The sequence below is a fragment of the Bombilactobacillus sp. ESL1097 genome (assembly GCF_058107205.1).
The window spans coordinates 303,966-326,360 of record NZ_JBYLUB010000001.1; the positions used below are offsets into that span (position 1 = coordinate 303,966).

Below are 22,395 nucleotides of genomic sequence, written 5' to 3' on the forward strand. Positions count from 1 at the left end.
GATAAAAGACGTTGTAAGTGGAAGTACTAAATAGCATTTGAGAAAGCAGTCTTCACAAAAATGTTCGCAAATTTTTAAAAATTTGTGGGCATTTTTTGTTTTAACTTTTTTTAACTAGCGAAATTAATAATTATCGTACAAAAAAGCCAGTATCTGAGTATAATTATTTATATGAAAAAAACTACAAAGTTCGTCATATTCTTTTTAGCAATCTTCTTAGTTGGTGGTCTAGGTTATTATTTGTTTATCGCCGCCGATGGTCTGCATAATCCGTTCACTTACCATCAAGAGGTTTTATTAGATGTACCTTACGAAAATCAACTAGAGGATAATCCTTTAAAAAATGGCTGTGAAGTGACTTCATTGTCAATGTTATTGCGATACTATGGTTTTCACGAAACTAAAAATGACTTGGCAGCTCAGATTGACCGTCAGCCTTTTTTTGTAGATGCGACGCACCATGGTGATCCGCGTAAGGGGTTTGTTGGTAATATCAAAGATGGTTATGCAGCTATGGGCGTTTACGTGGAACCAATTAGTAAGTTGTGTCGGCAAATTGTCGGTAACAAATATCAGGTTCACAGTGGCGAAAATTTACAGCCAGCCGATTTAAAACGTTTGATACACCATGAGAAACCAGTTTGGATTTTGGCTACGTTAGATTTTCAACCAGTGACCAAAAATGATTTGCTCAAATGGAAGACGCCTTCAGGAACAATGACCGTCAGTCCTTTGATTCATTCGGTAGTTGTGACTGGTATTGATCAACATTATTTTTATGTAAATGACCCACTCAAGAAAAAAGATCGGAAAGTTCCAATTAAAAAATTATTGCGTTCTTTTACGGGAATGCGAGCTCAATATTTATATTTAAGTCAAAAATAAATTTGGGTGTTCCTAAATCAACAAAAGCTACTATAATGAATTTTAGAAAGTCTACGGGGTGCTAAATAGCTGAGAACATACTCGTGAACCTGATCTAGATAATACTAGCGCAGGAATAGACACAAAATAAGCTGGCAGCTAATTGTTGATAACTGATCTTGAGATAAGGGAATTGTTTTGAGATCTGGCTGAAGCTGATTAGTTCTTGAACTTATTTTGGCTTCAAGATGTTTTTAAGGCTGTGAACCCCCTTCGACTTTAATTCAATAGTTGGAGGAAACAGTGATGACGAAACAAAGTTTGCAGGTCAAAAGATTAACAGTGATAGCATTAATGATTGCGTTGGATTTTATCCTATCACCAATTTTGAGAGTCGAGGGCATGGCTCCCATGTCGAGTGTTGTCAATATCATTGCGGCGGTATTAATGAATCCGTTCGCTGCGACGTTGATGGCCTTGATTTGTGGGTTAATGCGGATGCTATTTTTAGGTATTCCGCCATTAGCTTTAACAGGAGCGGTTTTTGGCGCTTTTTTAGCGGCATTCTTTTACAAAGTTTGGCCGCATTCGTGGTCAGCTGCTCTGGGAGAAATAATTGGTACGGGCATTATTGGTTCATTATTATCTTATCCAGTAATGGCCTGGTTCACAGGATCAGCTAGTGGCTTATATTTATTCGTTTATACGCCCCGTTTTTTAGGCGCAGCCATTATGGGTTCTATTGTATCTTGTTTATTATTAATTAAATTGGGTAAATTATCTACCTTTCAAAAGATCCAAAAGTTATTTCGTTAAAAAATAAAAAATGAGGCTCGGACCAAAATTGTCCGAGCCTCATTTTAGTATTAAAAAAATTCTTCAATTGACTTTAAGCTTGGGGGAGCTCGTTTAAAATAGTGCCCTTTTGCAAATCATCAATTTCGGCTACGCGAAAGTTGTTTTCTTCTAGTTCATGAACAATTTTTGCTAGCGTAGCTGGTGTCAGTCCCGATTGTAACGTAAATAAATTCCGCCGTACGAGAGCTGTTTTGCGGGCATCCAAGGTTAAGCAACCAGCAATATTAGCATAGCGACTAATAATTGAAGACATAGCTGCTAATTCGCCGCTTTGTCCCGAGGAAATTACCGTTAAGACGTAACTACCAGTATTAATATTCCAGGCTTCAGATAACATATTTAATAATTTAGTATGTGTTAAAATTCCGTAAAAATGGTTGTTCTCGTCTAAAACAGCAATGTAAGGTAAATCCTTAATATTAAAAAAGACTTTAAAAAAGGGAGCGTTCACGGGAATGGTTTTGGTTGCATTCTTGATTAGATAGGTAACTGGTAAGTTCATATCACCCCCACGTGATTTGTGACGGTAAATGTGCATTTTATAAATATTGCCCCGAAAGATTGTTCCCGTTTCATCTAAAATCGGGACACACCGAAAACCAGTATCTTCTAAAATTTGTAAAGCTTCAGCTAAAGTAACTGATTCTTGAACCGTAGTTAAAAATTGTTTTTTTAAAACAAGTGATTTAATCAGCATGATTGTCTCCTTTACTACTCATCGCTGGAAGCAAAATAAGCTGCTGGCCAAAAGGCAACAAACAAAGGTACAATACCTAACCACCAATTTTCTAAAGCAATGCCACCTAAAACGCATAACACACATAAGACTAATAAAATAATCATGAACTTCTTCATTGATGAACCTCCAATCATTATCTATTATCTTTTATTGTAAAGCCAAGTTCCGGGTTTGACAAATTAATGACGATTAATTTGGCCATAAAAAAAGACTGAAGTGATTGTTACTCTGATTGCTCCAATCTCTGATTCAGTCTTTTGTTTAATTAAATTATTTAATGCCAACTTCTTTAAAGCTATCTTCAGCAACTTTCCGTAATTGCGCTGCAGAATTGTCCATTTTAGCTTTTTCGGCATCAGTTAAAGGAATTTCCAAAATCTTTTGGACACCATTGCGGTTAATCACAGTTGGTGAACTGATGTATAGATCTTGGACACCGTATTGACCGTTCATCCCAACGGATAATGGTAAAACAGTATTTTCATCACGTAACAAAGCTTGGCAGATTCGTGCTAAAGCAGTACCAATACCATAGAAGGTAGCACCTTTAGTATTAATAATGTCGTAAGCAGCATTAACGATGGTATCATTGAGTTCAGCTAATTTTTCTTCGGTTAATTCTGGATGAGTAGCACGCAATTCAGCCATTGTTAAGCCCCCAACTGTTACATGAGACCAGGCAGCAAATTCACTATCACCGTGTTCACCCAAGATATAGCCGTGAACTGAACGAGGGTCAACATTTAATTCTTGACCAACAAATTTCCGTAAACGAGCAGTATCTAGTGAAGTACCAGTACCGATAACCCGTTCTCTTGGGAAACCAGAAATCTTCCAAGTACCATAAGTTAAAATATCTACTGGGTTAGCAGCAACTAAAAAGATTCCATTAAATCCAGAATCAACGATTGGTTTAATGATCGTTTGTAGAATCTTTAAATTCTTATTAACTAAATCTAATCTCGTCTCACCGGGCTTTTGTGGAGCACCAGCAGTAATGACAACGATATCAGCATCTTTGGCGTCACTATATTCAGCAGAATAAAGTTTAGTTGGATAACTTAAAGGTGTGGCATCAGCAAGGTCCAATGCGTCACCTTTGGTCTTATCTTTAGCAATATCAGTAATGCCAATTTCGTTAGCAATACCTTGTAAAGTCATTGCGTAAGCAAATGTTGAACCAACAGCACCATCACCAACTAATAAAATTTTAGTATGGTTTTTATCTGTAATACTTGTCATGAATTCTACCCCTTTTTTTACTTTGTTAATAACTGCACGACTTGATTTTACCACGCAAGTTTCTGAAAAAAAAGTGGTTTGTGTAATTTGACACTATTAAATTAGACTAAAATAGCCTGAGAAAGCTATTTGAGTTCCATTACTATGACGGATATTTTTTCAAGATAAATGTTATAATCAAGCAGCAATGCTTGTTAAAATTATGTTGAAATCAAAAATTACGAGCTATTAATATTAATTGCTGGGCTTTGTTTTCAACCACAACGAACATTAATTATTAGTGATAACCTAAACACTAGCATTTTAAGTCGAAGGGACTTAAATTTTTTAGAGAAAGATTGAATTGGAAAAATTAAGCAATATTAGTTAATAAATTATGTAATTAAAACTTGAAAACTAGGTGAAAAATTATGAAGGCAATTTTTGGATTAGGCAATCCGGGCGTACAATATGATCAGACAAAACATAATATGGGGTTTATGACAATTGATCAATTGGCCCAGTATTATCAAGTGGAATTAAACAAAAAAGAATGTTCCGCACTAGATGTGCGTTTTAAATTACAGGGCGAAGCAATTTATTTAGTTAAGCCCTTAACATTTATGAATACTTCAGGTAATGCGGTACGAATGCTCATGGATTATTATCAAATTCGTCCGGAAGAAATTTTAGTGATTCAAGATGATTTAGATATGCCAATTGGGAAGGTCCGTTTACGTCAACAAGGCTCAGCTGGTGGACATAATGGTATAAAAAGTATTATCTCTGCGGTCGGAACCAAAGAATTCAAGCGGGTTAAGATTGGAATTGGGCATCCTAAACGTTCACAAGTGATTAATTGGGTGTTAGATCCATTTTCTGAGGCTGATGCGCCCCAGGCGCAAGCTGGCATCCAGCGGGCAGCTGAAGCGATTGAACAATGGATTACTACGGATAATTTTCAACAAACAATGAATGATTTTAATTAGGAGAAAGATAGTGCAACTAGTTGATTTTTTAAAACAAAATCATGATTTGAAAAAATTTATTGCGCAATTACAACCGCAATCAAAACAATTATTGACGGGTCTTAGTGGATCGGCTAAAGCATTATTTTTAGCCACTTTAGTTGAGCAAACACAACAACCAGTGTTGCTCGTTACTGATAATAATTACCATGCAGATTTGTTATGTGATGATTTACACCAATTGCTACCAGCACAGCAACTGTATAACTTTTCAGTGGAAGCCTTAATTGCGACGCAAGTAGCAACTAGCTCACCGCAGGCTTTACGGCAACGGATTTTAGCTTTGAATTTTTTACAGACGAAACGTCCGGGAATTGTGGTGACTTCGGTTAGTGGTCTGGAATATTTGTTACCAACACCAGAACAATTTGCTGAAGCGCAAGTAAGTTTAAAAGTCGGCCAAGAAATTACGGTGGAACACCTGCTACAACAACTAGTGACTTTGGGATATCGGCGGGATAGTTTAGTTGCCCATCCTGGTGAGTTTGCTTTGCGCGGCGATATCTTAGACTTTTATCCGTTAACCAGTAACCAACCAGTTAGATTAGAATTGTTTGGCGATGAGCTTGATACGATTCATGAATTTGACCCGCAAAGTCAACGCAGCCAAGCGCAGTTATCACAAATAACTATTACGCCAGCGCAAGATCAATTAGTCACGCCAGAAGTCTTGAAACAAAGTGGTCAACGCTTACAAAAACGTTTGCAAGCTGATTTAAAGAAAATTAAAGATGACGCTACTAAAAAGGCGTTACGGACCAATTTTCAAGCTGATATTGACCAAATGTTACGTGCACAACTGCCAGCTAATTTAAATCAATATGTGGATTTATTATATTCTACGACTACGACGTTAACTGATTATTTAGCGCCCACTGGGGTTTTGGTTTACGATGACTATAATCGTTTGCAAGAACAAGAGCGCGCCAATGTTGAAGAAAATACGGCGTGGATGAGCGGACAATTGGAAACAGGGAAGTTATTGCCACAACAACAATTGCGGCAAACATTTAATCAAGTGACGACTAAAATCCAGCAGCCGCAAATTTATCTATCATTATTTCAAAGAAGTAGTTATACTTTTCGCTTACAGCAATTGCTGCATGTAAATAGCCGCAGTGTTCAACAATTTTTTAGTAATTTACCGTTATTAAAGACGGAGATCAACCGGTGGCAAAAGCAAGGATACACGATTGTTTTATTAATCAGTAATCAAAGTAATTTACAAAAATTACAACGAACTTTAGCCGATTTTGAGATCACAGCCAAAACCGCAACGCTTACCACTTTACAAAAAGGTCAGACTCAATTAGTAGCTGGCGGTTTTCATGCTGGCGTTGATCTGCCCCAAGAAAAAGTGGTTATTATTACTGATAAGGAGTTATTCAATCGCCAGCCGCAACGCAAACGTGTCCGTTCAACGATTAGTAATGCGCAACGATTAAAAAGTTATACGGATTTGAAACCGGGAGATTACGTAGTCCATGTTAATCATGGTATTGGTAAATTCTTGGGTACGCAGACATTAGAAGTGGACGGTAAGCACCAGGACTATATGACCATTGAGTATCGTGATGATGGCAAGTTGTTTATTCCCGTTACGCAATTGAACATGGTCCAAAAATATGTGTCTGCTGAAGGCAAATCACCGAAGTTAAATAAGTTAGGTGGTAGTGAATGGCATAAGACTAAGCAAAAAGTTCAAAAAAACATCGAAGATATTGCTGATGATTTGGTAAAATTATATGCTCAGCGAGAATCAGAACCGGGTTTTGCTTTTTCCCCAGATGATGATTTGCAAACAAAGTTTGACGAACAATTTGCTTATATTGAAACACCAGATCAATTGCGCAGTATTGCGGAAGTGAAAGCGGATATGGAAAAACCCCATCCCATGGAACGGCTATTAGTGGGTGATGTGGGGTTTGGTAAGACAGAAGTCGCTTTACGCGCAGCTTTTAAAGCAGTCAATGATAATAAGCAAGTGGCCTTTTTGGTACCAACAACTATCTTGGCACAGCAGCATTACCAGACGATGTTGGAGCGTTTTGCGGATTTTCCGGTACAGATTGCGATTATGTCACGGTTTCAAACCACAGCACAGCAGCGGCAAACTAAGCAAGGCTTAATTGATGGCAGCGTGGATATTGTTGTCGGCACCCATCGCTTGTTGTCGAAGGATATCCAGTTTAAAGATTTAGGTCTATTGATTATTGACGAAGAGCAACGTTTTGGTGTAAAGCATAAAGAACGCTTAAAACAACTCAAATCACAAATTGATGTTTTATCCATGACTGCCACCCCAATTCCACGAACTTTGAACATGTCGATGATGGGGGTTCGGGATTTGTCGGTGATTGAGACGGCTCCTCCTAACCGCTATCCGATTCAAACATTTGTTATGGAACAAAATTATGAAGTGATTCGTAACGCGATTGAACGCGAAATCCAGCGTGGTGGACAAGTATTTTATCTACACAATCGGGTTGAAGATATGGAGCAAACCGTTAGTATCTTGGAGGATCTGATTCCGGATGTTCGAGTCGGGATTGCTAATGGTCAAATGTCCGAAAACCAGTTAGAGAGTGTGATTACTAGTTTTTTAAATGGTGAATATGACGTGTTGGTGACCACCACAATTATTGAAACCGGTGTCGATATTGCCAATGCCAATACGCTAATTGTTGAGAACGCAGATCATTATGGCTTATCTCAGTTGTACCAATTACGTGGGCGGGTTGGGCGTTCCAGTCGCGTGGCGTATGCTTATTTTATGTATCAACCTAATAAAACTTTGACAGAAGTTGGCGAAAAGCGCTTGGAAGCTGTTAAGAATTTTACAGAGTTAGGTTCCGGTTTCAAAATTGCAATGCGCGATTTAGCTATTCGAGGTGCTGGTAATTTATTAGGCCAGCAACAGCATGGTTTTATTGACTCTGTGGGCTATGACTTGTATACGCAAATGCTCAATGAAGCAGTTGCCAAAAAGCGCAATCAACAAGCACAAACGCCGTTAACCGATGCTCAATTACGGTTAAATGTCGAAGCTTATTTACCACATGAGTATATCAGTGATGAAAGTCAAAAAATTGAAATTTATAAGCGGCTACGTGAAGCCAAGTCCCTAGAGCAGATTACCCAATTAGGACAGGAACTTCAGGAACGTTTTGGCCGTTTTCCACAAGAAGTAACTAATTTATTGCAGATTAGTGCCATAAAGATTTTAGCCGATCAAGCATTGGTTAAGAAGATTGTGCAACTAGAGACACAAGTCGAAATAACGTTTGATCCAGCGGCTAATCGTTATTTAACAGGGAAACAACTTTTCGCTAATTTGGCAACTGTTGATTTTAAGGCCCGCGTGGCTAATGAGCACCATTATTTTGTGATAAAATTACAGTTAAAACCAACTGATGATTTATTAGCTGGTTTAAAACAACTTTTAACGCCATTTGCTAAACAGGCGCAGGCCAAATTAGAAAAGACAAGTTAAAACAATGAAAAAAAAGCAATTACATTTTTGGTGGCAAAGTACGTGGATTCTGTCATTATCAGCACTAATTACTAAAATTTTGAGTGCTTTATACCGCATCCCATTACAAAATATTGTTGGTGATCGCGGCTTTTTTGTTTACCAGCAGGTTTATCCAATTTACGGACTTTGGACAGCGATTACGTTAACCGGTTTGCCAATGTTTATTTCGCAAATAATGGTGGAGGATCCTGATCACCAACAAAGTAATTATCAGCATTTGCGTAATTGGTTAGTGTTACTAGCGATTATTTCAGCAGTAACTTTGTGGTTAGTTGCGCCAGATTTGGCACGGTTGATGGGCGATCGAAAGTTAAGTTATTTGATTCAAACGGTAGCAGGCTTTTATCTATTAGCGCCACTGGCGGCCTTATTTCGTGGGATTTTTCAAGGAAAGCTCTTGATGTTGCCTACGGCTTTAGCGCAGGTGAGTGAACAAATTGCACGCGTGCTAGTGATTGTGTTCGTTGCGCTGGGTTTTAAACAATTTCATTGGTCGTTATATTTAATGGGAAGTTTAGCACACGCAGGGGCCATTGTAGGAGCCATAGTTGGTTTATTAGTATTAGGGTATTTTTGGACACAAATTCACCTACAGCAAGTAACAGACAATTCGCAACCAGTTGTTTGGCAGCAACTAAGACACCGCTTTTTGACCGAAGGCTTAGCCCTTAGTTTATTTGGTAGCATTTTAATTTTGTTACAATTAGTTGATTCCGTCACGGTCTTGAAGTTATTACGCCAGATCCACGTAGCACATCCGCAAGTAGTAAAGGGCATTTATGATCGCGGGCAACCACTAGCCCAATTAGGCATTGTGATTGCTGTTTCTTTTGCGACAACTTTACTACCACAAATTAGCGCACAACGTGGACCCAAGGCTCAACAGTTGGTGGCGGCTACTTTACATGTTTCCTTGGTGTTAGCGAGTGCTTGTGCAGTGGGGTTGGCCGTTTTAATGCCACAAATCAATACCTTACTTTTTACCAATGCTCAGCAAAGTCTGAGTTTAGCAATTTATGTTTTATCGCTCATCTTTATTTCTTATGTCACCATTATCAATACGATTATGCATGCTTTTCATCAACAACAAAAAAATTGGCGGGTGTTAGTCGTTGGTATTGTGGTCAAGTTATTAGCTAATTTGGGCTTGATGCCCATTTTGGGAATTCAAGGGGCTAGTTGGGCTACTTTATTAGCTAGTTTAGTCATGGCCGCACTGATTTATCATTATTCAGGTGCTTTCTTACAAAAAATTATCTGGAAAGAAAATTTCTGCTTAAAAGTTATTGTTATTGTTGGTACAATGGGATTAATTGTTGGAGCTACTAGTTGGTGCTGGCAATTTATTTGGCCACTAGATCGTTTCCATGCTGCCATTGAAACACTGTTCGAAGCTGGTTTGGGAGTGATCTTAGTCTTAGGAGGTAGTTATTATAGCCATCTGTGGTCAAAAGCAGAATGGCAGTTATTACCGGGGGCAAAATTTCTGTGAAAAAAAGGAGTCAAACATGCGCTTAGATAAATATTTGAAGTTGTCGCGATTAGTGAAACGACGGCCATTAGCTAAAGAGTTGGCTGACAAAGGACGAGTAGAAGTCAATGAGCGAGTTGCTAAATCCGCTAGTGATGTAGAAATTGGTGATCAAATTACAATTCACTATGGTAATCGTCAAGTGCAAGTACGCGTAGTGGCAACACCGCAAATTGTTAAAAAAGAAGATGCAGCGAAGATGTATCAAAGATTAGACTGATTAAATAATAGACAATATAATATTAATGTTGTTATACTCAAAATAGGATAGCTAAACGGAGGGATTATTTTGTCTAATCAGCCGAGGACTAATAACGTGAGTCCAATTAACATTGATAATGAAGATCGGTCAGCTGAACGTCAATTTAAACGGCATGTTCAAGCAGTTCATCGGCGCCGGGTAACGGTATTACTAGGTGTATTAGCCTTGATTAGTCTGTTATTTGGTGGACGCATTTATCAAGCTAATAAAACGCAAGCCGTAACCAAGCAAAGTGTCTTTCAACAGCAACAGAAGTTGACAGCGGCAAAAAATAAAAACGCCGATTTACAAAACGAAATTCAGCAATTACATCGACCAGAATATCTCGACAATTTAATTCGTTATCGATTCAACTATTCTAAAAATGGGGAAATCATTTATAATATTCCTAATGAATCAAATAAAAATTTAAATTTTTAAGGAGTAAGGAAAGAAAATGACCGTATCGGTAGGAACAAAAGTAACGGGTAAAGTGGTTGGCATTAAAAATTTTGGAGCTTTTGTTGATATTGGTAATGGCCAGAGTGGTCTGGTACATATTAGCCAGATTTCTAATGATTATGTCAAAGATATTCATGATAAGTTGAGTATTGGTGATGAAGTTACCGCTATTGTGGTGAGCGTTGATAATGGTAAAATTGCTTTATCAATGAAAAAAGCTGAACCCAAACCTAGTTATAAACGTCATGGTGGACATAATAATCATGGTCATGTTGCTACACATAAATCGGAGGATTTTGATGACTTATTAGCTGGTTTTATGAAAGAAAGTCAGGATCGTTTGGCAACGATTAAAAAGAACACTGAAGGGAAAAGAGGCGGCCGTGGTGGTCGTCGTGGTTAAGTGCGAGCAAGTTTAGCCCGGACTTTTTTAGTATAAATTATGGATGTGACAGAAGCTAAATTTGTTCAAGAAGTGCGTACTTATCAAGATTGGACTGCTAAAACGCGTGTGTTAATTGCGGTTTCTGGCGGTAGTGATTCCCTGGCATTGTTAAACTTGGTGTTACAATTACCTCAAGCTTGGCGCCCTGTGATTCATGTGGCAACTGTTGATTTTCAGTTGCGAGCGCAAAGTGTGTCAGAAGTGGTTTTAGTGCAGCAGTTTTGTCAACAGCACCAGATTGCTTTTCATACGATTACTTGGCAGCATGAATCGGTAGTGACGGATTTAGAAAATCAAGCCCGCCAATTTCGTTATCAGTACTTTGCACAATTAATGAAGCAATTTGATTTAGAACAATTATTAGTTGCGCATCAGCAAGATGATCAAGTGGAAACAATCTTAATGAAATTGATCCGAAGTGGTAGTTTGTGGGAAGTGCCGGCAATGCAGCGGTGTCGGGCTTTTGCTTCTGGACAATTAATACGACCGTTGCTCAATTTTTCTAAGCAAGAATTAGTGGCTTACTTACAACGCCAGCACATTAGCTTTGCAGTTGATGCAACTAACTTTGAAGATATTACGTGGCGCAATCAATTGCGCAATCAAATCATTCCCCAACTGCAAGCATTAAATCCGCAATTTTCCCAGCACGTAACTAATTTTGCTACCCAGTTACAACAGTCAGTGCAATTAACGACAGCAATGTTTGAACAATTACAAACGCTTAGTATTAGTGTTGGCGCGCGAGCATTAGATATGGATTTAACGGCGATTAATTCTTTAAATGCAGAGCAAACAGTTTTATTTATTCAGTATGTATGCCATCACCAGTTAAACTTAGATTTAACTAACCGCCAATTGCAACAAGTTAAACGCTTATTACCACAGGCTAACGCCCAGATGGATATTGGACAAAATTGGTTACTGGTGAAAGCTTATCAAAAATTAAGTTTGCTTCAGAAGTCACAATCGAAAAAGACGTTCGCGCTTGCGCTCAAGTTGAATCAGCCCTGTCTTGCAAATGATGGACAAAAGTTTACAATTAAACAGTCTTCAAAAATCAATCGCAATACTTTTTATTTTAATCGTTTGCCACAAAGAATTCGGATTCGGACACGCCAGCCAGGAGATCGTGTGCGTTTAATGAACGGGCAGCATCAAAAGCTAAAAGATCGTTTGATTAACTTGAAGTTGCCCCGCTTATTGCGAGATCAATTGTGGGTAGTCACTTTTGATGAAGAAATTGTTTGGATTAAAGATATTTATCGTTATCAAATTTCCCCTACACAATATTTATTTGAAATTAAGATTGGAGATTAATTATGGAAATGGATCAGGACATGCAGAAAGTGCTTTTTTCTGCGGAAGAAATCGCACAAGCTAACAAAAAGTTAGGACAACAGTTAGCAGCTGATTATAAAGATAAGGACCCACTGTTTGTTTGTATTTTAAAAGGAGCAATTGTCTTTTTAACAGATTTAATGCGGCAACTACCTCAAAGTGCCGAAATTGAATTTATGGATGTTTCAAGTTATAACGGTCAAACCGCAACGTCTGGTCAGGTTCGAATTCTCAAAGACTTAGACGTATCAGTGACGGGTCGCGATGTCGTTTTTATCGAAGATATTATTGATACAGGCATTACCTTAAAAGAATTAACGAATTTGTTTAAGTCTCGTCATGCTAAGTCCATTAAAATTGTGACCCTGCTTGATAAGCCAGCTAACCGGCAACAAAATGTGCATGTGGACTACGTGGGGTTACAGTGTCCAGATGAATTTGTTGTAGGCTATGGTATGGATTATCAAGAACGTTATCGTAATTTGCCATATATCGGTGTTTTAAAGCCAGAAGTTTACACGCAAAATTAAGTTAATTCTAATTCAAGTGGAATCAAAACAATATGATATACTGGTTTTAATTGCTGAGTAGCTGAAAGCTGTTAAGGGCTTAAGTGGTAAGCATTTGTTTCACATAGTTATATCTTAATCAAGGCTAGCGGCTCATGCGAGATTGTGTTAGCATGAAAAGCAAGTTTATTCTTGTGGAGGAAAAATAGATTGAAAAATAATCGAAATGGACTACGAAATAATAGTCTATTTTATATCATTATTTTCGTGTTGTTAATTTTGGCTACTAGTTGGTTTGTTGGAGGACAAGGATCATCACAAGTTGAAAACCTTTCTTCGAGTGAATTTGTGTCCAAATTAAAAGCTAATAAAATTAAACATTTTTCGCTTCAACCGTCTAATGGTGTTTATAAAGTTTCAGGAACTTTAAAAAAGTCTGAAACTAGTAAAGGCAGTCAGTCAAATGTTAATTTATTTTCACACTCAGCAGCGACTGTAACTAAGGCAAAGAATTTTACGGCTACCGTTTTGCCGAATAATTCAACGTTGCAAGAAATTAATCGCGCGGCACAGAAGTCGCAAACAAAAATGAGTACGCGTGAGGAATCACAGAATGGAATGTGGCTTAATATTGCCTTAACGGTAATTCCGTTTTTATTCTTCGCATTCTTATTGTATTCTATGATGGGTCAAGCTGGTCAAGGTGGCGGTGCTGGCAAGATCATGAGTTTTGGCAAGTCGCAAACCAAGCCAGTTGATCCTAAGAAAAATAAGGTTCGTTTTTCTGACGTTGCTGGTGCTGAAGAAGAAAAACAAGAATTAGTTGAAGTAGTTGATTTCTTAAAGGATCCGCGGAAATATCTAGCTTTAGGTGCGCGGATACCATCAGGTGTTTTATTAGAGGGACCTCCCGGAACTGGTAAAACATTATTAGCTCGTGCCGTTGCTGGTGAAGCAGCCGTGCCATTCTATTCTATTTCTGGTTCAGATTTTGTGGAAATGTTTGTTGGTGTTGGTGCTTCCAGAGTGCGTGATTTGTTTAGTAGTGCTAAAAAGAATGCCCCCGCCATTATCTTTATTGATGAAATTGATGCCATTGGTCGCCAACGTGGTAACGGTAAAACTGGTGGTGGCAATGATGAACGCGAACAAACTTTAAATCAATTATTGGTAGAAATGGACGGCTTTACCGGTAAAGAAGGTTTAATCGTGATGGCGGCTACTAACCGTTCGGATGTGTTAGATCCTGCCTTATTGCGGCCAGGTCGGTTTGATCGAAAGATTTTAGTTGGTCAACCGGATGTCAAAGGGCGCGAAGCCATCTTGAAAGTCCATGCCAAGAATAAACCCTTGGCTGATGATGTTGACTTGAAAGTTATTGCCCAACAAACCCCTGGGTTTGTCGGAGCCGACTTGGAAAATGTCTTAAACGAAGCAGCTTTAGTAGCGGCTGAACGTAATAAAACTAAAATTGATGCGGCCGATATTGATGAGGCTGAAGATCGTGTAATTGCGGGTCCCGCTAAAAAGGATCGGGTTATTTCTGCTAAAGAACGTGAAACCGTGGCTTACCATGAAGCAGGACATGCGATCATTGGTGTGGTTTTGAGTGATTCCCGCGTTGTCCGCAAAGTTACGATTATTCCGCGTGGTCGTGCGGGTGGTTATGCGATTATGTTGCCTAAAGAAGATCAGAACTTGCTGACTAAGAAAGATTTAATGGAGCAAGTTGCTGGCTTAATGGGTGGTCGCACTGCTGAAGAAATTATCTTTGGGGTACAATCATCTGGTGCTTCCAATGACTTTGAACAAGCAACGCAAATTGCGCGGTCCATGGTCACTGAATACGGAATGTCGGAGCGCTTAGGGATGGTCCAACTTGAAAAAGGTGGTGCTCCAGTTGGGGCCTACGGTCAACCTAACTATTCTCAAGAAACAGCAACTGCCATTGATGAAGAAATTCGCAAGATTTTAGATGAAGGTCATCAAACGGCGGTGGAAGTTATCCAAAGCCATCGTGAACAACATAAGGCGATTGCACAAGCACTATTAAAGTATGAAACTTTAGATGAAAAACAAATTTTGAGTTTATATAATACTGGTCATATGCCAGAAACTAATCAAGATGAATTTCCATCAGAAAAGGCTTCGACTTTTGAAGAAGCTAAACAAGCTGCGCAACGCCGTGATGAAGCCAAACAAGCGCATGAGGTTGCACAACATCATGAAGAAACTATCACTGCAGATCCTGCTGATAGTGATGATGATCAAACTGAAGAATAACAAAATCAAGTTGGTAAGCACAGACTGTAGTGGTCTGTGCTTACTTGCTTTTGGAGATTTAATAACGAGTTTCAAATGATACAACTGAATTTTGAAGGAGAATTTGCGATGCAAGATTATTTAATTAAAGCTTTAAATCAAAATAGTCATTTTCGAATTTATGTCGTACGGGCCACTAACTTAGTGGCGACGGCGCAAGTCAATCATGATACATGGAGTGCTTCCACGGCTAGTTTAGGGCGTAGTTTAATCGGAACATTATTATTAAGTACTTCCATGTTAAAAAATGATGAATTATTAACTACGCGGATTGCTGGTGGCGGACCAGTCGGGTTAATTGTTGCGGACGGTAATGCGCAGGGCCAAGTGAAAGGCTATGTTCAAAATCCACATATTAGTTTGCCGCTGAATCAAAAGGGCAAAATTGATGTGGCTAAAGCCGTGGGACAAGATGGTTATTTAGCGGTTACCAAAGATCAGCATTTAGCTCAACCTTTTACGGGCAAGGTTCCATTAATTTCGGGTGAATTAGCCGAAGATTATGCGTATTATTTAGTACAGTCAGAACAGATTCCCGCAGCAGTGGGACTGTCTGTTTACGTAGAAAGTGATAATCATGTGAGTTGTGCTGGTGGATTTATGGTGCAAGCCATGCCGCAGGCTACGGAACAAGAGTTAACGGCGTTAACCACCAAGATTCAGCAATTACCACCATTGCATGAATTACTGCAAGAAAAAAGTCCCGAAGAAATCTTAACGTTATTATTTGCCACGGGAAATAAAATTTTAGAGAAAATACCAGTGAGTTTTACTTGTGATTGTTCCAAACAACGCTTTGCAAAAACGATTCAAGCTTTGCCATTAACTGAATTGCAGGCTATGGAACAAGAAAATCAACCAGTAGAAGTGGTTTGCAAATTTTGTGGACAAAAGTATCATTTTACACCGACTGAAATTCAACAAATGATTTCACAGAAATAATTGCCAGTAGGGTATTGACTTTGCTATCATGTAAATGATAGTTATCTGAAAAAATTAAAACTAACCAATTCATTGATTAACGCTAGACGCTAATTTTAACAGGCTGAGGTTTGATTTTAAAAGAAAGAAGAAGAGAGTATGGAGTGGAAAATAGGGGATGTTACGATCCCCAATCAAGTTGTGGTCGCCCCAATGGCGGGAATTTCTAATTATTCATTTCGCATGACGGCCAAAGAATTTGGGGCAGGATTGGTAGTTTGCGAAATGGTTAGTGATCGCGGTATTTTATACAATAATCAAAAGACCCATGAAATGTTGTATGTGAATCCTAACGAACATCCGATTAGCATTCAAGTTTTTGGTGGTTCGAAGGAAACGTTAGTTCCGGCGATTAAATATGTGGCCGAAAATACAGCGGCGGACATTATCGATATTAATATGGGCTGTCCCGTGAAAAAGGTTACTAAAACCGGGGCTGGTTCACATTGGTTATTGGATCCGGATAGTATTTATGATTTAGTGAAAGCGGTCAAACAAGAAATCTCAAAGCCTTTGACTGTGAAAATGCGCACAGGGTTTGATAGCGATCATATTTTGGCTGTAGAGAATGCCTTAGCAGCTCAAGAAGGCGGCGCCGATGCCATTGCCATGCACGGACGGACTAAAGCACAAATGTATACGGGGCATGCGGATTGGGAATTATTACATGAAGTGGCACAACATTTAACCATTCCGTTTATGGGTAACGGTGATGTGAAAACTCCCCAAGATGCTAAAGTAATGATTGATGAAGTCGGAGCCGATGCAGTGATGGTAGCGCGGGGCGCGATTGGTAATCCTTGGGCACTGAAAGCCATGGTCACTTATTTAGACACCGGTAAATTATTGCCAGAACCAACACCGGCTGAAAAAATTCAAATTGCGAAAGAACAATTAGCGCGGTTAGTGGAATTAAAAGGCGAGCGAATTGGTGTTCCAGAATTTCGGCAGCAGGCCGCTTACTATTTAAAAGGGATTCCTCGTTCAGCCCGCACGAAAGCGGCCATTAATGAAGTGAATACGCAACAAGAAGTTGATGACTTGCTGGATCAATTTGCCCAGCAAGCAATGCAACGACAATTACAAAGATAGGGGTTAGTAATATGGCAGAAAATGAAATGAATGATCAATTACGTGTTCGGCGACAAAAGATGCAAGACTTACGTGATGCTGGGATTGACCCGTTTGGTCATCGTTATCAACCAACAGCAACTGCCCAAGAATTGCATGAGCAATATGACGCTTTAGATAAAGATGCAATTGAGCCAGTTAAAGTGCAAGTTGCTGGTCGGATGATGACCAAACGTGGCAAGGGTAAAGTTGGTTTTGCTGATTTAAAAGATCGGACGGGTAAGATTCAACTTTATGTGCGTAAAGATGTTGTCGGCGAAGAAAATTATCAGATTTTTAAAAAAGCGGACTTAGGGGATTTGTTTGGCATTGAAGGAACGGTGATGAAGACCGACATGGGTGAATTAACTGTGCGGGCTGATCATGTTACTTTATTAACGAAGGCCTTAAGACCATTGCCAGATAAGTATCACGGCTTAACCAATGTGGAACAAATTTATCGGCAACGGTACTTGGATTTGATTACCAACCAAGAAAGTTTCGATCGTTTTGTGAAACGCACCAAAATTATTTCAGCAATTAGAGAATATTTGGACCAAAATGGCTTCTTAGAAGTGGAAACGCCCGTTTTGCATAGTCAAGCCGGTGGCGCATCGGCACGACCATTTTTGACACACCATAATGCCTTGGATATTGATTTGTATATGCGCATTGCCTTGGAACTACCACTAAAACGTTTGATCGTTGGTGGCATGGAACGGGTTTACGAAATTGGTCGGGTCTTTCGAAATGAAGGGATTGATACCAAGCATAATCCTGAGTTTACTGAATTAGAAAGTTATGCTGCTTACTTTAACTTTGAAGATGTGATGGACGAAACTGAAGGTATTTTTCGCTATGCCGCCAAAAAAGCTTTAGGTACCCAGCAAGTGACTTATCAAGGTCATGTTGTTGACTTAAGTAAACCGTTTAAACGCCAACACATGGTTGATGCCATTAAGGAACGGACCGGAGTTGATTTTTGGCCTGAAATGTCCATTGAACAAGCTCGTAAGCTTGCAGATGAACATCAGGTTCATTACGAAGATTATTGGCAAGTTGGTCATATTATTAATGCTTTCTTTGAAGAATTTGTTGAAGAAACCATTACTGAACCAACTTTTATCTATGGTCATCCAATTGAAATTTCACCGTTAGCTAAAAAGAGTGAACGCGATCCCCGTTTTGTTGATCGCTTTGAATTGTTTATTTTAGGTAATGAATATGCCAATGCCTTTACTGAATTAAATGATCCAATTGATCAACGGGAACGCTTTGAAGCTCAGGCTAAAGAACGTGAAGCTGGTAATGATGAAGCTGAACCAATTGATGAAGATTTCGTGGAAGCTTTGGAATATGGGATGCCACCAACTGGTGGTTTAGGCATTGGAATTGACCGTTTGGTCATGTTGTTAACCGATGCGCCATCCATTCGTGATGTCATTTTATTCCCAACATTACGGCCAGGTGAACAAAATAAGTAAATTTTTGTTTGAGAGAGTTGCATTTTGAAATTAAAATTGTTATACTAATACAGTCATTGGGTTAGCTGATGATTGTATTGAGTCGCTAGCTCAGTTGGTAGAGCAACGGCCTTTTAAGCCGTGGGTCGTGGGTCCGAGCCCCACGCGACTCATACTATCGTTGAAGATAGTTTTAATTGCGGAAGTAGTTCAGTGGTAGAACATCACCTTGCCATGGTGGGGGTCGCGGGTTCGAATCCCGTCTTCCGCTTTCATTATAATCACGCCGGGGTGGCGGAACTGGCAGACGCACAGGACTTAAAATCCTGCGGTAAGTGATTACCGTACCGGTTCGATTCCGGTCCTCGGCATTATAATGAGCACCCATAGCGCAATTGGATAGAGTGTCTGACTACGAATCAGAAGGTTGTAGGTTCGACTCCTACTGGGTGCATTGTACGATTGTACATTTATATTTGTGAATTTGATTGCGGAAGTAGTTCAGTGGTAGAACATCACCTTGCCATGGTGGGGGTCGCGGGTTCGAATCCCGTCTTCCGCTTTTTTCATCGGGAAATAGCTCAGCTTGGTAGAGCGCTACGTTCGGGACGTAGAGGTCGCAAGTTCGAATCTTGTTTTCCCGATTTCGGGAAATAGCTCAGCTTGGTAGAGCACTACGTTAGGGACGTAGGGGTCGCAAGTTCGAATCTTGTTTTCCCGATAAGTCCAGTTACATATGATGGTTGAAGATACGATATTATTTATCGTATCTTTTTGTATATTAAAAAGTTCAGTAAGGGAGGTCACGTAATTAATGCTGTTTAAACCTATATGCTTTTAAGATGTTATGTTACTGAACAAGAGTTGCTATGGGCAAAAGCCACACTTTCAATAGTTTGAAGCTTTTGGTTCTAATTCTTAATCATTGTTCAGATAAGTGTTTGACGATAAACTAAAATTAATAATTTAATTCATTACGATGACTTTTCATTGGTACTCTTGTTAATCTGCGGTAAAATAGTCAAACAACGTAATGTTTTAAGAATATTCAATTGAAGTAAAAGAAAGAGAGATTGTTATGAGCGAATTATTTACTGATAGTGCCAAAACTGCTCTAAGTTTGGCACAAAAGATCGCAATGGCTTTTCGTCATCAAGCTGTAGGTACAGAACATTTACTCTATGGTTTAGTAGAACAGGGTTCTGGAGTTGCAGCTCAAACAATTACTGAAATGACAGTCACTTCTGAGGATATTAAAGACGAAATTGAAGCCCTCACAGGCTATGGCGATAATACGGATGAGCGCCAAGATCAACTCTATCTACCGTATTCACCTAGAACGGGGCAAGTTCTAGAACAAGCTAGTCAACAAGCCAAATTGTTAGGTGCTAATCAAGTTGGAACCGGCCATCTTTTATTGGCTTTATTACATGATCAGACAATTTTATCTTCACGGATTTTAACTAGTTTGGGCTTAAGTATTGTTAAGACCAAGCGCTTATTATTAAAAAATATGGGCATTTCTGAACGAGTTGATCGGGCTAACCAAAAAAAGAGTATGAATGGTTCACAAAGTGCGACACCAACACTGGATTCTTTAGCCCGTGACTTAACTATTTCAGCCAAACAAAAACACTTAGATCCGGTCATTGGTCGAGACAAAGAAATTGAACGAATGATCCAGATTTTAAGCCGTCGCACCAAGAATAATCCAGTTTTAATTGGTGAACCAGGAGTCGGTAAAACGGCAATTGTTGAAGGTCTTGCTCAAAAAATTATTAAGCAAGAGGTTCCGTTAGAATTACTCAATAAACGGGTAATGATGTTGGATATGGGTTCACTAGTGGCTGGCACCAAATATCGTGGTGAATTTGAAGATCGTCTGAAAAAGATAATTAATGAAATTAACCAAGATCAAAATGTTATTTTATTTGTTGATGAGTTGCATACTTTAATCGGTGCAGGTGGAGCTGAAGGGGCCATTGATGCCTCGAACATCTTAAAGCCACCACTATCACGCGGTGAGCTCCAAATGATTGGTGCCACTACTTTAGATGAATACCAAAAATATATTGAAAAAGATGCGGCTTTTGCTCGTCGATTTGCGAAGATTGTGGTGGAAGAACCAACTACCGAACAAACTTATGAGATTTTGAAAGGCTTGCGCCCAGAATATGAACAACATCACCATTTAAAAATTACCGATGCGGCTTTACAGGCTGCAGTTGATTTATCCAAACGTTATTTGACAGATCGTTTCTTGCCCGATAAAGCGATTGATTTAGTTGATGAGGCCGCTGCGCGGGTGCACATTAATCAGTCTGCACAGCAACAACCGCAAAAATGGCAGGCCCTGGAGCAAAAGTTGAGTAATGTGGGGATGCAAAAAGATCAGGCTATTGCCCAACAAGATTTTGAAAAAGCGGCAGTTTTACGGAAGCAGGAATTAAAACTGCAACAAGAACTTGCCGAAAGTGAACAAAGCAGCGCACAGCCAACAGATGATCAATCTCAAGTAACTAGTGATGATATTGCAACAATCATTTCGCAATGGACGAATGTTCCGGTAACGAAGATTACTCAACAAGAATCCAAACAATTACTACATTTAGAAGATGAATTACATCAACGGATTGTTGGCCAGGATGAAGCTGTGACAGCCATTGCCAAAGCTATTCGTCGTGCGCGTAGTGGCTTAAAAGATCCGAAACGCCCCATTGGTTCTTTCATGTTTTTAGGACCTACTGGCGTTGGGAAAACTGAGCTAGCCAAAGCTTTAGCACAAAGTGTTTTTGGCAGCGAAGACGAAATTATTCGTATTGATATGTCTGAGTATATGGAAAAATTTAGTACTTCACGCTTAGTAGGAGCAGCTCCTGGTTATGTGGGCTACGATGAAGGCGGACAACTAACTGAACAAGTCCGCAATCATCCCTATTCTGTGATTTTATTAGATGAGATTGAAAAGGCTCATCGCGATGTGTTTAATTTATTACTCCAAGTTTTGGATGATGGTTTTTTGACAGACTCTAAGGGTCGCAAAGTTGATTTTCGCAATACAATCATTATTATGACTTCTAATTTAGGCGTTGATAGCCTCAATGAAGAACATAATGTGGGCTTTAACCAAACGACAGCTCACGATTATCAGACCATGAAGAATCATATTTTAGCGGCAACTAAAGAGTTTTTCCGGCCCGAATTTTTAAATCGAATTGATGAAATCTTGATTTTCCATGAGTTGACTAAAACTGATTTACAAGCAGTGGTCAAGATTTTGACGAAAGATTTAGTTCAGCGTTTGACACAACGGCAAATCAAATTGACGATTACAACGCGAGCTTTAAATTGGTTAGTGGAGAAAGGCTTCAATCCCCAAATGGGCGCAAGGCCGTTACGCCGGACGATTCAAAGCCAAGTCGAAGATCAAATTAGTGATTTATTATTGTCGCGGCAATTAGTTGCAGGTGATCGTTTGTCGGTAGGGGTAGCTAAAGGCCAGTTATCATTTAACATTCGTCATGCTCAAAAAGTTCAAGTCTAGAACTTGACACTTAGGTGAATTTGTTTTATTCTAATTATAATTAATTAGCGTGGTGCAGTGGGCGTATTCCCTCGAAATCTTGTCCGAGCCGGAATTATAAAAAAGCAAAAATAGTTTGAACTATTTTTGGTTTTTTTTTGCTTTCGAATTGTTAAATGCTAATTTGTAATGAAATTGTAATATTTGACTGGTAATTTATTT

The 22,395-nt window shown here is 39.2% G+C and carries 18 protein-coding genes, 7 tRNA genes and 1 riboswitch; of the genes, 22 read left to right on the plus strand and 3 right to left on the minus strand.

All coding sequences use genetic code 11. The features are described 5' to 3' along the window. The first annotated feature begins 171 nt into the window (after positions 1-171). On the plus strand, positions 172-885 hold the full coding sequence (locus AC3B6D_RS01320; protein ID WP_489774749.1) for a C39 family peptidase: 714 nt from the start codon (positions 172-174) through the stop codon (positions 883-885). A 44-nt stretch (positions 886-929) separates the two neighbouring features. Further along, a riboswitch (TPP riboswitch) is annotated at positions 930-1,018 on the plus strand. A 152-nt stretch (positions 1,019-1,170) separates the two neighbouring features. After that, positions 1,171-1,680: an energy coupling factor transporter S component ThiW gene (gene thiW, locus AC3B6D_RS01325; protein WP_489774750.1), complete on the plus strand. Its 510-nt coding sequence runs from the start codon at positions 1,171-1,173 to the stop codon at positions 1,678-1,680. 73 nt (positions 1,681-1,753) lie between these two features. On the opposite strand, the gene cbpA is transcribed toward thiW, so the two are convergent. The 3 genes from cbpA to AC3B6D_RS01340 form a co-directional block, all read right to left on the minus strand. Continuing rightward, on the minus strand, positions 1,754-2,419 hold the full coding sequence (gene cbpA, locus AC3B6D_RS01330) for a cyclic di-AMP binding protein CbpA (RefSeq protein WP_489757119.1): 666 nt from the start codon (positions 2,417-2,419) through the stop codon (positions 1,754-1,756). 14 nt (positions 2,420-2,433) lie between these two features. After that, on the minus strand, positions 2,434-2,577 hold the full coding sequence (locus tag AC3B6D_RS01335; RefSeq protein ID WP_489757120.1) for a hypothetical protein: 144 nt from the start codon (positions 2,575-2,577) through the stop codon (positions 2,434-2,436). Between the two features lie 154 nt (positions 2,578-2,731). After that, complete coding sequence (locus AC3B6D_RS01340; protein WP_489757121.1) at positions 2,732-3,703, minus strand: L-lactate dehydrogenase; 972 nt, start codon at positions 3,701-3,703, stop codon at positions 2,732-2,734. Between the two features lie 410 nt (positions 3,704-4,113). On the opposite strand from AC3B6D_RS01340, the gene pth reads away from it, so the two are divergent. From pth to AC3B6D_RS01440, 20 genes are all read left to right on the plus strand, one after another. Continuing rightward, the gene (pth, locus tag AC3B6D_RS01345) at positions 4,114-4,671 is read left to right on the plus strand and encodes an aminoacyl-tRNA hydrolase (protein WP_489757122.1); all 558 of its coding nucleotides are present in this window, start codon (positions 4,114-4,116) and stop codon (positions 4,669-4,671) included. Positions 4,672-4,681: 10 nt separating this feature from the next. After that, positions 4,682-8,203 carry a transcription-repair coupling factor gene (gene mfd / locus AC3B6D_RS01350; RefSeq protein ID WP_489769210.1) on the plus strand — a complete coding sequence of 1,174 codons (3,522 nt, stop codon included), beginning with the start codon at positions 4,682-4,684 and terminating at the stop codon, positions 8,201-8,203. Positions 8,204-8,207: 4 nt separating this feature from the next. Next, positions 8,208-9,737, plus strand: a complete 1,530-nt coding sequence (locus tag AC3B6D_RS01355) for a putative polysaccharide biosynthesis protein (protein ID WP_489757124.1) — start codon at positions 8,208-8,210, stop codon at positions 9,735-9,737. A 16-nt stretch (positions 9,738-9,753) separates the two neighbouring features. Beyond that, the gene (locus AC3B6D_RS01360) at positions 9,754-9,996 is read left to right on the plus strand and encodes an RNA-binding S4 domain-containing protein (RefSeq protein WP_489757125.1); all 243 of its coding nucleotides are present in this window, start codon (positions 9,754-9,756) and stop codon (positions 9,994-9,996) included. Positions 9,997-10,092: 96 nt separating this feature from the next. Next, complete coding sequence (locus AC3B6D_RS01365; RefSeq protein WP_489774751.1) at positions 10,093-10,458, plus strand: FtsB family cell division protein; 366 nt, start codon at positions 10,093-10,095, stop codon at positions 10,456-10,458. 16 nt (positions 10,459-10,474) lie between these two features. Next, entirely contained in the window at positions 10,475-10,882 is a 408-nt protein-coding gene (locus tag AC3B6D_RS01370; protein ID WP_489757127.1) for a S1 domain-containing RNA-binding protein, read from the plus strand. A gap of 39 nt (positions 10,883-10,921) precedes the next feature. Beyond that, positions 10,922-12,244: a tRNA lysidine(34) synthetase TilS gene (tilS, locus tag AC3B6D_RS01375; protein WP_489774752.1), complete on the plus strand. Its 1,323-nt coding sequence runs from the start codon at positions 10,922-10,924 to the stop codon at positions 12,242-12,244. 8 nt (positions 12,245-12,252) lie between these two features. Further along, positions 12,253-12,795 carry a hypoxanthine phosphoribosyltransferase gene (gene hpt / locus AC3B6D_RS01380; RefSeq protein ID WP_489757704.1) on the plus strand — a complete coding sequence of 181 codons (543 nt, stop codon included), beginning with the start codon at positions 12,253-12,255 and terminating at the stop codon, positions 12,793-12,795. Between the two features lie 189 nt (positions 12,796-12,984). Then, positions 12,985-15,057, plus strand: a complete 2,073-nt coding sequence (gene ftsH, locus AC3B6D_RS01385; RefSeq protein ID WP_489757129.1) for an ATP-dependent zinc metalloprotease FtsH — start codon at positions 12,985-12,987, stop codon at positions 15,055-15,057. Positions 15,058-15,165: 108 nt separating this feature from the next. Further along, a complete protein-coding gene (gene hslO / locus AC3B6D_RS01390) occupies positions 15,166-16,038 on the plus strand; it encodes an Hsp33 family molecular chaperone HslO (RefSeq protein ID WP_489774753.1) in 873 nt (290 codons plus the stop codon). Between the two features lie 138 nt (positions 16,039-16,176). Further along, positions 16,177-17,169 (plus strand): tRNA dihydrouridine synthase DusB, encoded by a 993-nt coding sequence (dusB, locus tag AC3B6D_RS01395; RefSeq protein ID WP_489774754.1) that lies wholly within the window; start codon positions 16,177-16,179, stop codon positions 17,167-17,169. Between the two features lie 11 nt (positions 17,170-17,180). Beyond that, positions 17,181-18,671: a lysine--tRNA ligase gene (gene lysS, locus AC3B6D_RS01400; RefSeq protein WP_489774755.1), complete on the plus strand. Its 1,491-nt coding sequence runs from the start codon at positions 17,181-17,183 to the stop codon at positions 18,669-18,671. Positions 18,672-18,750: 79 nt separating this feature from the next. Further along, positions 18,751-18,823, plus strand: a tRNA-Lys gene (locus AC3B6D_RS01405). A gap of 26 nt (positions 18,824-18,849) precedes the next feature. After that, positions 18,850-18,921: transfer RNA gene (locus tag AC3B6D_RS01410), tRNA-Gly, on the plus strand. A 14-nt stretch (positions 18,922-18,935) separates the two neighbouring features. Beyond that, a tRNA-Leu gene (locus AC3B6D_RS01415) sits at positions 18,936-19,021 on the plus strand. A 9-nt stretch (positions 19,022-19,030) separates the two neighbouring features. Beyond that, positions 19,031-19,104: transfer RNA gene (locus AC3B6D_RS01420), tRNA-Arg, on the plus strand. A gap of 36 nt (positions 19,105-19,140) precedes the next feature. Continuing rightward, positions 19,141-19,212, plus strand: a tRNA-Gly gene (locus AC3B6D_RS01425). Between the two features lie 8 nt (positions 19,213-19,220). Then, positions 19,221-19,294: transfer RNA gene (locus AC3B6D_RS01430), tRNA-Pro, on the plus strand. A gap of 3 nt (positions 19,295-19,297) precedes the next feature. Further along, positions 19,298-19,371: transfer RNA gene (locus tag AC3B6D_RS01435), tRNA-Pro, on the plus strand. Positions 19,372-19,728: 357 nt separating this feature from the next. Beyond that, entirely contained in the window at positions 19,729-22,194 is a 2,466-nt protein-coding gene (locus AC3B6D_RS01440) for an ATP-dependent Clp protease ATP-binding subunit (protein ID WP_489774756.1), read from the plus strand. Positions 22,195-22,395 lie beyond the last annotated feature (201 nt).